This window comes from Synechococcus sp. Nb3U1, assembly GCF_021533835.1.
In the GTDB taxonomy this organism is placed as follows: domain Bacteria; phylum Cyanobacteriota; class Cyanobacteriia; order Thermostichales; family Thermostichaceae; genus Thermostichus.
Genome location: NZ_JAKFYQ010000002.1, coordinates 109,859 through 122,469, shown reverse-complemented (window position 1 = coordinate 122,469; position 12,611 = coordinate 109,859). Strand labels below are relative to the sequence as shown.

The window sequence follows — 12,611 nt, the reverse complement described above, 5'->3', positions numbered from 1 at the left end:
AGGATCCTCACCACGTCTTGATGGGGTACCCGGTTGTCATGAAGTCCAGCCTGATTGTCCAAAAATACGGTGGAACGTCTGTCGGCTCCATCGAACGGATTCGGGCGGTGGCCAGGCGGGTGGCCCATACGGTAGAGCAGGGACACCGAGTGGTGGTGGTGGTTTCGGCGATGGGGGATGAAACCGATCGCCTGGTGGATCTGGCGGAGCAGATCCTACAGGGATCCCCAACTACCCCGAGCCAACAGCGGGAGTGGGATATGCTTCTGTCCACCGGGGAACAGGTGAGCATTGCCCTGCTGGCCCTCGCTCTGCAGCAGTGGGGGTGTGCTGCCCTCTCCATGACGGCGGCGCAGGTGGGCATTGTTACCACGCGGGATCACACTCGCGCTCGCATCTTGGAGATCAACACCGAACGCCTACAGCACCACTTGGAACGGGGAGAAGTGGTGGTGGTGGCCGGGTTTCAGGGCATTACCAGCCCGACGGAGCTGGAGATTACCACCCTAGGTCGGGGTGGATCCGATACCACGGCCGTGGCCTTAGCGGTGGCGTTACAGGCACAACTGTGTGAGATCTACACGGATGTACCCGGTATTTTTACTACCGATCCCCGCAAGGTACCGGAAGCCAGGCTGCTGCCAGAGATCACCAGTGCCGAAATGTTGGAGCTAGCCAGTTTGGGGGCACAGGTGCTGCATCCCCGCTCAGTGGAGATCGCCCGCAACTATGGGGTAAAGCTACGGGTACGCTCCAGTTTGCAGCCCTTGCAGGGGGAGGAGGCGAACCTGGGCACATTCATTGTGTCTCCGCCCCCGCGTTCTGGCGTCCGCAGTGGTGGCATTGAAATGGGCTTGGCAGTGGATACCGTCGAGTTGGATCGGGATCAGGCCAAGTTGGTGTTGGTGGGGGTACCGGATCGGCCCGGGATTGCTGCTCAGCTTTTTCAGGGGATCGCAGCCGCCGCTGTGAATGTGGATTTGATCCTGCAATCCCTGCAATTTAGCCCAGACGATCCATCCGCCTCGGCTCAGCCTACCAATGACATTGCTTTTACGGTCAGCCAGTCTCAGGCCGGTACAGCAGCAGCCGTGGCCCAACGCATCGGCCAGGAGCTGGGTTGTGGGGCGGTGCTCGTAGATGAGGCGGTGGCCAAGGTCAGCATCGCCGGGGTGGGAATGATCGGTCGGCCTGGGATTGCTGCCCAGATGTTTCAGGTACTGGCAGAAGCCGGGATTAACCTGCAGATGATCTCAATGTCGGAGATGAAGGTGAGCTGTGTGGTGGCTGCCGATCGGGCCAGCGATGCCGCCCTGGCGCTGGGGGAAGCGTTTCAGGTGATCCCGCGCTTACATCGGGCGGAGTTGCCCCCCAGGGATCCCGGCACTCTCCCAGCCCCTCCTCCCCACAGCCAGCCTGTACGGGGTATCGCTCTGGATCTGAAGCAATCACGTTTAGGTATTCGCAAAGTGCCGGATCGACCCGGCACGGCAGCCTATTTGTTCGGGCAGTTGGCGGCTGCCGGGATCATCGTCGATACGATCATCCAAAGCCAGCGGGGCTACCACAACGGGATCCCCAGCAATGACATTGCCTTTACCGTGCCCCAAGATCAGGCGGTGGCCGCTGAGACGGTATGTCAGCAGGTGGCCCGTGAGCTGCAGGCCGCCGGGATCGACACAGACCACGATATCGCCAAGGTCAGCATTGTCGGGGCGGAGATGGAGGCTCATCCTGGAGTGGCGGCCCGTCTGTTTGCCACCCTGGCTCAGGCCGGGATCAACATCGAGATGATTGCCACCTCCGAGATCAAGGTGAGCTGTGTAGTGCGGCGAGAACAAGGGATCCTCGCCCTGCAGGCCATTCACCGCACCTTCGAGCTGGATAAACCCTAGACCCCGACTCAGACCCTTACAGGAGCACGCCGCACCTGTTTGTCCGTGATCAGCTCCACCACATCCATGCCATTGCTGATCACCCTCGGCACACTGGGATACCCAGCGCTGGCCCCCACCAAAAACAGATTGGGCAGTTCCGTTTCATAACCGAGGCGATGCAGCCCCACTTGTTGGGGCACCAACTTGGCGCCGTAAATATTGCCCCGCGGTTGGCCCAAAAAGTATTCGCTGGTGGTGGGGGTGCCGTACACCTTCATGCGGATGTAGCGATCCACATCCGGGATCCGATCCCGCACGCTGGCCATCACCGCCTGGTAGACCTCCCGTTTTTTGGCCTTGTAGGCTTTGGGATCCTCGTCATGCAGTTGCTTAAAGGGTTCGTAGGGGGCAAACGGTGGCAATCTCCAGCACATGATGCCCGGGGGGGGCCATGCCCGGTGCGGTGGATTTGAGAGTTGGGCAAGAGAGGAAGATCCAGGGGTGCTCCAGGTTGCCCGCCAGTTGTTGGTCGTAGGCCCGGTTTAGATCCCCGTCGGGATAGTACCAGATGTTCCAGTTGCCGATGCCATATCTGGCAGGGTTAAAGCGGCTATCCAAACCCAGGTAAAGGTTAAAGGCGCTGGCGGAATATTCATAGCTCGTGAGGCGCTGCCGTTCCCCTTGGCTCAGGGATCCCCTGTGCATCAGCTCTACCGTCAGTTTCGGGTCAAGATCGCTGATGTAGGCTTTGCTAGCAACAAAACTCGTGCCCCCTGCTGTTACCCACTCCACCCTACCTTTGTTGACTTCAATGTGCTCCACTGAGGTGGAATAGCGAATCGTGCCCCCTTGTTGCAGGATGGCATCCACAATCGTGTCTACAAACCCCTTGAAGTGATCTCGTGGATAATAGGCCCCCTCAGAATAATCCCAAACCAGCGCCGTATGAGTGAGCAGGGCGATCTCTTTGGGGGGGAGGGCATAATCTCCACTTTGGCCCGCCAACACCGCTTGTAATTTAGGAGAAAGGCCGACGTGATTGTAGAGATCCTGGAGTGTCCAGTGGCGCTTCTGGAAAAGGTTGAAATACTTGGGCAGTTTTAGCCAGTCGTACCATTTCGGGTCGTACCAACGCACCTCTTGGTTGAGGTGGTGAATATCGTTATGCAAGCGTTGAATTTCATCGCAGTAGCGATTGATGGCCAGTGCTTCTTCTGGAAATTGCTCCAAAAGACGGTCGCGCAAGTTCTCCCAGCCTAGGGGAATGGCAAACTCCACCTCAGGAGTGATCACCCGGTCAATACAATCGGGATCCAGTGAATTAAATTCAACCTCACGGCCAATATAGTTGAGGAACTGATCAATCGCTTGCCCAGGCCCACATTGGGAAATGTAGTGCACATCTGCACAAAAGCGATAATTCCCATAGTCGAAGGTATGGCAGCAGCCCCCGGGCAAATAGTGCTTCTCCAGCACCGCCACCCGGGATCCCTGACGGCTCAGGCAGGCCGCAGCTGCCAGTCCCCCCAATCCAGCACCCAACACCACATAGTCAAACAGTTCCATGGCCAGATCCTCCCTCTAGGGTCAATCGTCCCTATCGCAGATGAACACTCCTCACCGGCCATCATTCCGCATTGACTTGCACTAATCTCGGCTCATTGCTAATTGTCTTAGAGTCAATTGTTTGTTAGTTAATTCTATTTTTTTAGGTTGATTGTCAGCTAATGGATTGAGTTTCTTCTGCTGCCAATAGCATCGGGAAATGATGGGCATTGGGAGCATGCATCGCTTGGAGCCCCAGGTTGGCGCGGTTGAGCACATCGGCATAGGTGCCAATGAAATGCCCCTGGCTATCCAAAATCGACTGGTTGAAATTCAACCCATTCAGGTTGAAGCTCATCAGGCCAATCCCAATCGCTGCTGCCCAAATGCCAACGGTGGGCAGTGCTGCCATCCAAAAGTGCACCGAACGGCTGTTTTTGAAGCCGAAGCTGGGTATCCACAGCCGTCCCAAGAAGCTATAGTGTCCTGCTAGGAAGTTGTAGGTGATCTCTTGTTGCCCGAAGCGATAACCGGTATTGGCAGATTCTATTTCGCTGGTTTCTCGAATCAAGCTGGAGGTCACCAAAGAACCGTGCATGGCAGCCAGCAGCGCTCCGCCCAATACCCCCGCTACCCCCAGCCAACTGCTGGGATGCATCAAGATATTGTGGTCAGCCTGGAAGGCCAGCATGAAATGGAAGGTTCCGGCAATTCCTAAAGGCAAGCCTTCGGAGAAGCTGCCTTGACCCATCGGGTATACCAACAGCACCGATGTGGCAGCCGCCGCAGGTGCAGAAAAGGCCACCGCAATCCAGGGGCGCATCCCCAGCCGATAGCTCAGCTCCCACAGCCGCCCCAGATAACACCACACCCCGATTAAAAAGTGCAGCACGATCAGTTGGTAGGGACCGCCGTTATATAGCCATTCATCCAACGAAGCCGCTTCCCAAATCGGGTAAAAATGGAGGCCAATAGCTGCTGAGGTGGGTACAACTGTCGCCGAAATGAAGTTGTTTCCCCCCATCAAGGAGCCGATCACTGGCTCACGGATCCCATCCATATCTACAGGTGGGGCGGCAATAAAGGCAATCACAAAACAAATAGCCGCCGCCAGCAAAGTGGGGATCATCAGCACCCCAAACCAACCGATATACAGTCGATTTTCAGTGCTGGTAATCCATCGGCAAAAACCATCCCAGCTCCAATTGCTTGTTGTGCTAGAGGAGCGTTGAATCAGAATGCTCATCAGCAAATGACTCCTGAACAATCACCGACACAGCCTGCCGATCAGTCGATCCGTTGTACCTCTGAGCCTTGGTGGAAAGAACGGGATGATAATGGCTCAGTGAATCGGCAACTGACCAGCACAAAGATGCAAGATGCAAACAGTTAAACACTCACACAGCACCCCTCACACAGCACAATGTGCCTTAGGCCCTTTAGGCCATTGAAAAAGGCTGGATCAGCCTCTTCTTTCAGGCTAAACAATCCAATTCTGAGCAACAGGGATCCCTAGGGGGAATGTGAAACAAATTCATCTTCTGATACAAATGGGGCCGGGATATTGCAATCTTTGTCAGTCTGGGAGGGAGGCAGTGGGATCCGATTCTGGTCTCAGATGTCAATCTCAAATGTCAAACCCTAAGCATGAAACTCCTGCAACGACTTCACCCCGAGGGATCCCGATTGCAGGGCGCGAATGGCGGCGGCAGTGGCTCTGGCCCCAGCTAGAGTAGTCACCAAAGGGATCTTGTAGGCCAAGGCGGTACGACGAATTTTGTGACCATCCTGCTGGGCTTCGATGCCAGAAGGGGTATTGATGATCAGCTGAATCTGGCGGTTTTTAATGGCATCAATCACATGGGGACGACCCTCATGCAGCTTGAGGATTTTCTCCACCGGGATCCCCTGCTGGGTCAAAAAGGTTTGGGTGCCCTCCGTGGCCACCAGGCGAAAGCCCATGGCGGCAAACTCCTGTGCCACTGGGATCACCGCCTGTTTATCGCGGTCGCTGAGGCTGATGAAGACAGTTCCTTGGAGGGGTAGATCCTGGCCGGCAGCAATTTGGGCTTTGGCAAAGGCACGTCCAAACTCCGTGTCAATCCCCATCACCTCACCGGTGGAGCGCATTTCCGGCCCCAAGAGCGTATCGGTACCGGGGAACTTGTTGAAGGGCAAGACCGCCTCTTTGACGGCGATGTGGGGGGGGATCACCTCCTGGGTAAAGCCCAATTCCACCAGGGTTTTGCCACTCATCACTTGGGCGGCATAATCTGCCAGAGGATGGCCGATAGCCTTGCTGACAAAGGGCACGGTGCGAGAAGCCCGCGGGTTGGCCTCCAGAATATACACCTGGTCTTTTTGCACGGCGTACTGCACGTTGATCAACCCCACCACTTTGAGGGCCTGGGCCAATTTCACCGTCCACTCCCGGATGACCCGCAAAACCGCTGGGCTGAGGGTACGGCTGGGCAACACACAGGCGGAATCGCCGGAATGGATCCCAGCCTGCTCGATGTGCTCCATAATGCCACCAATAGTAACAGCCCCCGTCCGGTCAGCGATGGCATCCACATCCACCTCCACCGCATCTTCCAAAAACTGATCCACCAGCACCGGACGTTCTGGATCCACCGCCACCGCCAGTTGCATGTAGCGATTCAGATCTTGGTCAGAGTAAACAATCTCCATCGCCCTGCCCCCCAACACATAGCTGGGCCGTACCACCACCGGATAGCCAATGCGTTGGGCAATCTTGAGACTTTCTTCCACACTCCGGGCAATGCCGTTGGCAGGTTGCTGGATCTCCAGTTCCCGCAGAATCTGCTCAAACCGCTCCCGATCTTCGGCAATATCGATCGAGTCGGGGGAGGTTCCCCAAATAGGAGCCTGGGCCGCCGCCAATCCCTGGGCCAATTTCAGGGGGGTTTGGCCGCCAAACTGCACAATCAGGCCCACTGGCTGCTCGGCATCCACCAGGTTCATCACATCCTCGTGGGTGAGGGGCTCAAAATAGAGGCGATCGGAGGTGTCGTAGTCGGTGGAAACGGTTTCCGGGTTGGAATTGACCATGATCGCCTCATAGCCGAGGCGGCTGAGGGCAAAGGCAGCGTGGCAGCAGCAGTAGTCGAACTCGATCCCTTGGCCGATGCGGTTGGGGCCACCCCCTAAGATCATCACCTTCTCTTTCTGAGAGGGAAAAAGCTCCGATTCGCTTTCGTAGGTGGAGTACTGATAGGGGGTACTGGCTTCAAATTCGGCGGCACAGGTATCTACGGTTTTGTAGGTGGGGCTCACCCCCAGTTCTTTGCGGTAGCTACGCACCTGGCCTTCGGAGGATCCCGTCAGGTAGGCAATTTGCCGGTCGCTAAAACCCATCCGCTTAAGGTGGCGCAGATCCGTCTCAGTGAGGGATCCCAACTCCCGTCCCTTCACGGCCTGTTCCACCTCCACCAACTCTTCCAATTTATCAATAAACCAGGGATCCATCTGGGTGAGCCTAACAATTTCTTCAGCCGCAAAGCCCATCAATAAAGCGGCGCGAATGGTGAGCAAACGAAAGGGGTTGGGAATGCGCAGGTTGGCGCGCACTGCTTCCGGGGGGGGAAAGGTCTCTGGCTTGTCGGCACCAAAACCCGGGCGATCAATTTCCAAAGAGCGCAGCGCTTTCTGTACCGATTCCTGGAAGGTGCGGCCAATCGCCATCGCTTCCCCCACCGACTTCATTTGTGTGGTCAGGATCGGCTCCGAGCCGGGGAATTTCTCAAAGGCAAAGCGGGGCACTTTGGTGACCACGTAGTCGATAGTGGGCTCAAAGCTAGCGGGAGTTTTACGGGTGATGTCGTTGGGGATCTCCGGCAGCGTGTAGCCGACAGCAAGTTTGGCGGCCATTTTGGCGATCGGGAAACCCGTGGCTTTGCTGGCCAGCGCTGAGGAACGGGAAACCCGCGGGTTCATTTCGATCACCCGGACTTCTCCATTCAGAGGATTGACGGCAAATTGCACATTGGAGCCGCCGGTTTCTACGCCAATTTCGCGGATGATGGCGATGGCGTAGTCCCGCAGCCGTTGGTATTCTTTGTCGGTTAAGGTTTGGGCCGGAGCCACAGTGATGGAATCGCCGGTATGCACCCCCATCGGGTCAATGTTTTCGATCGAACAGATGATCACCACGTTGTCCGCCAGATCCCGCATCACCTCCAGCTCAAATTCCTTCCAGCCGATCACCGACTCTTCCACCAAAATTTGCGAGACGGGGCTGGCATCCAATCCAGCGGTGCAGATCTCCTCAAATTCCTCTTGGTTATAGGCCACTCCACCCCCTGTTCCCCCCAGGGTGTAAGCAGGGCGGATAATCAGGGGATAGCCAATGTCCTGGGCAATCTGTTTGGCTTCTTCCAGAGTGTGGGCCAACCCCGACTGGGGCACCGCCAGGCCAATCCGCTGCATCGCCTGCTTAAACAGCTCTCGGTCTTCGGCTTTTTCGATTGCTTCCTGCTTGGCCCCGATTAGCTCCACCCCGTATTGTTCCAGGATCCCCATTTGCGCCAGCTTGACTGCCACATTCAACGCAGTTTGTCCCCCCATGGTGGGGAGCAGGGCATCGGGGCGTTCCCGCTCGATGATCTTGGCCACAAACTCAGGGGTGACCGGCTCGATGTAGGTGCGATCCGCCATGCTCGGATCCGTCATGATTGTAGCCGGGTTGGAATTGACCAAGATCACCTCGTAGCCTTCCTCCCGTAGGGCTTTGCAGGCTTGGGTGCCGGAATAGTCGAACTCACAGGCCTGACCAATGACAATCGGCCCAGCTCCGATCAGCAAGATCTTTTGAATATCGGTACGGCGCGGCATGAGGGATCCCGTGGATTGCAGAGTCAGCATCTCATTGTAGAGGGCGCCTGCCGGCTCAGGTAGCTATTATCAACGGACTCACTCTGGTGACTGGCAATGTCAGTGACTTTGTTGGAACAGGGGTGCTTCTCGTCAACCCATTTACAGCCTTTTCCAGCGTTATCTGATATAGCAGATTCAGGTCACTCCCTTGCCCCATGAGGGTTTTTGCCTAGCTCAAGGGCTTGCGTAAAGTTGGAAAAGGCTGTAAGCCTTCACAACAAACCGCGGTAGCGAATAAAGATTAAAATTGCGGCCCAAGAACCCAATGCCACCTTGATCCCAACCAAGATATTCAGGATCGGGATCCAGCCGCCGCTAATCAGAGCCCCTAGTTCGCCTGTGGGCAGCTGCCAACCGGCAAGGGCAACGATCGCAACACCAATAAACGCCACCACCGACAGCTTCTCCCACATCGCGGCCCGCCACTGGGTGTAGATCTGCTCCATCCACGTCGAAGAGGCCGTGATCGCAATCAATCCAATTGCCGTACCCCCGGCCACCCCTGCAGCAAAGCCGCCGCCCGGAGTGAGGTGCCCTCGAATCGCTAGCTCGACCGCAATCAAGGCCGAAATGGTCGCCCCGACTCGCGCCAACACAATGGAGGGAATATCGCTAAACTGAGCCACACTTGCCGTCGGCTGTTCATCTGTCAGCAAGTATTTCGCACCCAAAATTGCCGTCGAAAATACAACCACTTCAAAGACCGTATCGTAGAGACGATTGCGCAAAATTAAGCCCGTCACTGCATTGGGCACCCCACTCTCCGTTGCCAGAACCTTCACCGCGTCAACCGTCGGGAAAACAGCCCCCGCAGAGGACTCCGTCCCACTAGCGCGAACGGTGACAATCAGCCATAACGCCACCAGTAGCGTCGCCACACCATAAAGCCATTTCATGCCGCGATCACCTCAGAGACGATGGTTTGCTGGGCCAAAATGGCTTGCAGGCGGGGCACGCGCGTGATCAGGCGATAGCCAGTCGTTTCGCTGGTGGGCTCAAGGGCAATACTGTGCACCTCGCGATCGCGAAGCGCTGCCGCCAATGTTTCGGGACTGGCATAGGCGGCCAATTCTAGGCGCATATGCTGCGGCTGCAACCCCTTACGAACCTGCTGCAATAACTGCCGCGCCGCTGACGTGCTGGCATCCAGTACGGGACTGCCTTCGAGTACCCCTAGGCGCATACTCAACGACGAACGCACCGCGATGGCGTAGAGCGTAATCGAAAGCATCGTACCCACCAGTGCCTCAGTTAGAGCCACATCCGCCGCCCCAAACAGGGCATAGATCAAGGCCGCGATTGCCCCCAGAATCCCCCGCATCACTAAGGCATGATAGGGATTGACCTGGGTGACCACCAAACTCGCCGTCAGGGGTAGCAGCAACACAATCACCAGCAACACAGTCTCTTCCATATTGCTCCGCAACGCTAACGCGAACGCATCCTCCTACAACGGCTTGCGCTGCGAGCAAAACGCCAGCACATAGCCCAAAATCGTGTTCCAAATCGCCAGCGAAATCAGCGCCAACACCAACAGCGGCCATTCACGCGGGATCCGCAGCAACAGCCCGATCATGATGCTCATCGAGCCCAACGTATCGGACACCGAAAGACTATGCAGTTTAAACAAAATCGAGCGATCGCCAATCAGCGGGGCCGTTCCCCAAAGCCAAAACAGCACCCCGATGGCGAACAGAACATAGCTCAGACCCTCGATCAGTCGTTCCATCATGCCACCCCCTAGAGCATTTCAAGACGCTTGAGCACATGTGCCAAAAGCATCAGCGCCGCATTCCCCACCGACAAAATCAAAACCCCGACGATGCCGATCATCCAATCATCCCGCAGCACCGATACCACCAAAATCATGATCGATGTCTTGGTGGCCAAACTGGCAAACGCCAGCATCGTCTGCCAAATATCCTCCTTCAGCCACGCAGCATACAGCGGCAAGCACAGCGTCAGTGTCAACAGAAACAGCAGTAAATTCACACTTCCTCCCGGGGCTTCACCACATGCACTTCATAAGTGCCTTGGGCATCGCAATCGAGCACAATGGTCTTGGGCGTAAAGGTAATCAAAAAGATATCCAGAAACACCAACCCCGCCGAACGATTGGGGGGTGCTTGTTTGTGAACAACCGCCTCAACGGTGTGGGGCTTGAGGATCATCTCAAAGGCTTCCCGGTAGGCCTGCGGAATGGCCAGCACAATTTCCTTGAGTACACGCCCCCAGTCGCGCCATTGCACTGGGGCGGAGGCTTGACGCGGCAGCAGTAGCGTTGCAGCTACACCGATGGCGATATTGGCCCAGCTCAGATCGCCCGTCAGCAAAAACCAGATCAAAAGCCGCAGGCCAATTTCTAATAAACCCAACTTAGGGTAGTGCGACATGGTTCACCCCACCGAACAGAACCAACATCAGCACCAACACCACACTCAAGCCCCCAATCACCGCTTCTAGCCTCTCATCCAAGCGCCATCGCTTCTGCGGAACACGCTCCCAACACCAGCCGAGGAGGATCCCAAGACTGAGGCTGGCCAGTGCCTTGAAGAGACTGGCAGAACTGTAAGCCGCCGGTAGCCAGCCCCAGAGCAAGCCCCCACCCCAAATCACCAGCGCCGCCTTATCTGGCCAGCCTACTTGATGGGTGATTTTCATTGTCGCCTGGGGAGGAGGTGCCAACAGCACTCGTACTACCACACAGGTTGTCCCCACCGTCACTCCCGTGAGCAGCCACTCGTGCCAAGGGGCTAGGGCAGCTAAGCTCAGGGCTTTTGCCGCATAGCCCACCCCCCCCGGCAACCCCGCCAGTGAAGCCGCACCCAGCATCAGCATCGGCCAGCGCCAGCGATGGGTCACGGCTGTGCCGATAAAAAGCAACGGTTTCGCTAAGCCGTGGGCAAGGCCATACAAACCCGCCCACTGGGGCGCCGCAATCACAAATCCCATCTGCGATACCGAACTCCAGGCCAAGAGGCGCTGCGGTGTCGTTGATACCAGGGCAAACGCGATCCCAAAAACGGCTGAGCCTGCACTCAAGTAGGGTAGCCACTGCGCTAAGACCCCCGAAGTTTCACTACAGCGAACCAAGGCCATGGCTCCCGCTTTGGTCGTAAAGCCGCTGAGCACGGCTACGATGACGGGGTCGGCACTGATATAGGTCAGGGGCAACCATAACCCTGGGACGAAGATCGCCCCCTTCGCCAAGAGACCAATGACAAGCAACGCCAAAGCAGTCGGTGGGGCCGTAGCCAAACTGCTCATGGCAAAGGAACCCGTGCGCACATAAACCAGCACCGTACCCATCAAATAGAAGAGCATGGCGACATTGCTCATAAACAGGTAGCGCAGCCCCACCCAGAGCTGACGTTCTCCCACCATCGGTTGGTGCGCGGCGCGCCGCCCGTAGGTTAAAAGCAAAAACACCCCAACACTCAACACTTCGAGGGCAACGTAGACACTGATCAGATCGGCGCTAATAACAACTGCGTTGGCACTGCCGTGGACAATCAGCAGTTGCATTGCCACAAAGCGATTGCCCACAAACTGCCGATCCAAATACAACGCCACAACCAGCGTGACTAGGCCGTGGGCCAAGAGCATCGGTGCAACATTGGCATCAACGCGCAGCGTCACCCCAAAGTGATCCAGCAGCCTTAGCTCCAGCGGCACGGCTGTGGTACCGGGCAAGCCCCCGTGCTGCACCGCGTAGGCCACCGTCAACACTGCCATGCCGATCGCGCCAGAGCGTGTTAGAGCTGGAACCAGGTAGGTTGTGAATGCCAACAAAAAGGGCAGCGCCACCCATACCAATGTCAGCTCAGTCATCTGCGATGGCCTGCTCGATACTCTCGACTTCTAGGGTGGGGTGGTTGCGCGCCAGCTTCATCGCTCCCACCAGCATCAAGGCTTGCACCGATAGACCAATCACAATCGCCGTGAGGATTATCCCCTGAGGCACCGGATCGGCATAGGTGAGCTCACGCCAGGGTTTATAAATGGGCGTGAACATACCGCTCCGCGCCGCCCAAATCACAAAGAAGGCAATGACACCCGTACTCATCACATCCATAGCAATGATCTTCATAATCAGGTTGCGCTTGACCACGACTCCCAAAAAGCCAAGGATGATCGTGATGACGACGGCAGCATTCAACATTCGCACCTCACTCGCCGCGTTTGAGCATGATCCAGTTCATTCAGTATCATTCAGTATCCAGCCTCCACGGTCTTAGCCGCTAGATTCGCAGCCACGACTTTCAACCGGTCACTTCAGCGGCGGCTATGCGT

At 56.7% G+C, this 12,611-nt stretch carries 12 protein-coding genes; 1 reads left to right on the top strand and 11 read right to left on the bottom strand.

From position 1 onward, the window contains the following. Window positions 1-38 precede the first annotated feature (38 nt). Complete coding sequence (locus L1047_RS11085) at window positions 39-1,895, top strand: aspartate kinase (protein WP_235279043.1); 1,857 nt, start codon at window positions 39-41, stop codon at window positions 1,893-1,895. 8 nt (window positions 1,896-1,903) lie between these two features. Here the strand turns inward: L1047_RS11085 and L1047_RS11080 are convergent, their stop codons facing one another. The 11 genes from L1047_RS11080 to L1047_RS11030 all read right to left on the bottom strand — a co-directional run bounded on the left by L1047_RS11080 (window position 1,904) and on the right by L1047_RS11030 (window position 12,480). Beyond that, window positions 1,904-2,299, bottom strand: a complete 396-nt coding sequence (locus L1047_RS11080) for a hypothetical protein (protein ID WP_235279042.1) — start codon at window positions 2,297-2,299, stop codon at window positions 1,904-1,906. After that, window positions 2,268-3,443, bottom strand: a complete 1,176-nt coding sequence (locus tag L1047_RS11075) for a phytoene desaturase family protein (protein WP_235279041.1) — start codon at window positions 3,441-3,443, stop codon at window positions 2,268-2,270. Before L1047_RS11075 ends, L1047_RS11080 begins: the two co-directional genes overlap by 32 nt. Before the next feature lie 154 nt (window positions 3,444-3,597). Next, window positions 3,598-4,668, bottom strand: coding sequence for a Photosystem Q(B) protein 1 (locus L1047_RS11070; RefSeq protein WP_235279040.1), 1,071 nt, complete (start codon window positions 4,666-4,668; stop codon window positions 3,598-3,600). A 395-nt stretch (window positions 4,669-5,063) separates the two neighbouring features. Continuing rightward, window positions 5,064-8,276, bottom strand: coding sequence for a carbamoyl-phosphate synthase large subunit (carB, locus tag L1047_RS11065; RefSeq protein WP_235279651.1), 3,213 nt, complete (start codon window positions 8,274-8,276; stop codon window positions 5,064-5,066). Window positions 8,277-8,530: 254 nt separating this feature from the next. Beyond that, the gene (locus L1047_RS11060; RefSeq protein WP_235279039.1) at window positions 8,531-9,214 is read right to left on the bottom strand and encodes a Na(+)/H(+) antiporter subunit B; all 684 of its coding nucleotides are present in this window, start codon (window positions 9,212-9,214) and stop codon (window positions 8,531-8,533) included. Continuing rightward, on the bottom strand, window positions 9,211-9,732 hold the full coding sequence (locus tag L1047_RS11055; RefSeq protein ID WP_235279038.1) for a DUF4040 domain-containing protein: 522 nt from the start codon (window positions 9,730-9,732) through the stop codon (window positions 9,211-9,213). The genes L1047_RS11060 and L1047_RS11055 overlap by 4 nt, the downstream gene beginning before the upstream one ends. 33 nt (window positions 9,733-9,765) lie before the next feature. Further along, on the bottom strand, window positions 9,766-10,047 hold the full coding sequence (locus tag L1047_RS11050; RefSeq protein WP_235279650.1) for a monovalent cation/H(+) antiporter subunit G: 282 nt from the start codon (window positions 10,045-10,047) through the stop codon (window positions 9,766-9,768). Window positions 10,048-10,058: 11 nt separating this feature from the next. Continuing rightward, the gene (locus tag L1047_RS11045; RefSeq protein ID WP_235279037.1) at window positions 10,059-10,310 is read right to left on the bottom strand and encodes a hypothetical protein; all 252 of its coding nucleotides are present in this window, start codon (window positions 10,308-10,310) and stop codon (window positions 10,059-10,061) included. Further along, window positions 10,307-10,711 (bottom strand): Na+/H+ antiporter subunit E, encoded by a 405-nt coding sequence (locus L1047_RS11040; RefSeq protein ID WP_235279036.1) that lies wholly within the window; start codon window positions 10,709-10,711, stop codon window positions 10,307-10,309. Before L1047_RS11040 ends, L1047_RS11045 begins: the two co-directional genes overlap by 4 nt. Continuing rightward, on the bottom strand, window positions 10,695-12,149 hold the full coding sequence (locus L1047_RS11035) for a cation:proton antiporter (protein WP_235279035.1): 1,455 nt from the start codon (window positions 12,147-12,149) through the stop codon (window positions 10,695-10,697). The genes L1047_RS11040 and L1047_RS11035 overlap by 17 nt, the downstream gene beginning before the upstream one ends. Further along, a complete protein-coding gene (locus tag L1047_RS11030; RefSeq protein WP_235279649.1) occupies window positions 12,142-12,480 on the bottom strand; it encodes a cation:proton antiporter subunit C in 339 nt (112 codons plus the stop codon). Before L1047_RS11030 ends, L1047_RS11035 begins: the two co-directional genes overlap by 8 nt. Window positions 12,481-12,611 lie beyond the last annotated feature (131 nt).

Excerpts from the sequence above, each read along its gene's own strand:
- L1047_RS11085 (WP_235279043.1), top strand. The coding sequence starts at position 39 with ATGAAGTCCAGCCTGATTGTCCAAAAATACGGTGGAACGTCTGTCGGC.
- L1047_RS11075 (WP_235279041.1), bottom strand. The coding sequence starts at position 3,443 with ATGGAACTGTTTGACTATGTGGTGTTGGGTGCTGGATTGGGGGGACTG.
- L1047_RS11070 (WP_235279040.1), bottom strand. The coding sequence starts at position 4,668 with ATGAGCATTCTGATTCAACGCTCCTCTAGCACAACAAGCAATTGGAGC.
- carB (WP_235279651.1), bottom strand. The coding sequence starts at position 8,276 with ATGCCGCGCCGTACCGATATTCAAAAGATCTTGCTGATCGGAGCTGGG.
- L1047_RS11060 (WP_235279039.1), bottom strand. The coding sequence starts at position 9,214 with ATGAAATGGCTTTATGGTGTGGCGACGCTACTGGTGGCGTTATGGCTG.
- L1047_RS11055 (WP_235279038.1), bottom strand. The coding sequence starts at position 9,732 with ATGGAAGAGACTGTGTTGCTGGTGATTGTGTTGCTGCTACCCCTGACG.
- L1047_RS11050 (WP_235279650.1), bottom strand. The coding sequence starts at position 10,047 with ATGGAACGACTGATCGAGGGTCTGAGCTATGTTCTGTTCGCCATCGGG.
- L1047_RS11040 (WP_235279036.1), bottom strand. The coding sequence starts at position 10,711 with ATGTCGCACTACCCTAAGTTGGGTTTATTAGAAATTGGCCTGCGGCTT.
- L1047_RS11035 (WP_235279035.1), bottom strand. The coding sequence starts at position 12,149 with ATGACTGAGCTGACATTGGTATGGGTGGCGCTGCCCTTTTTGTTGGCA.
- L1047_RS11030 (WP_235279649.1), bottom strand. The coding sequence starts at position 12,480 with ATGTTGAATGCTGCCGTCGTCATCACGATCATCCTTGGCTTTTTGGGA.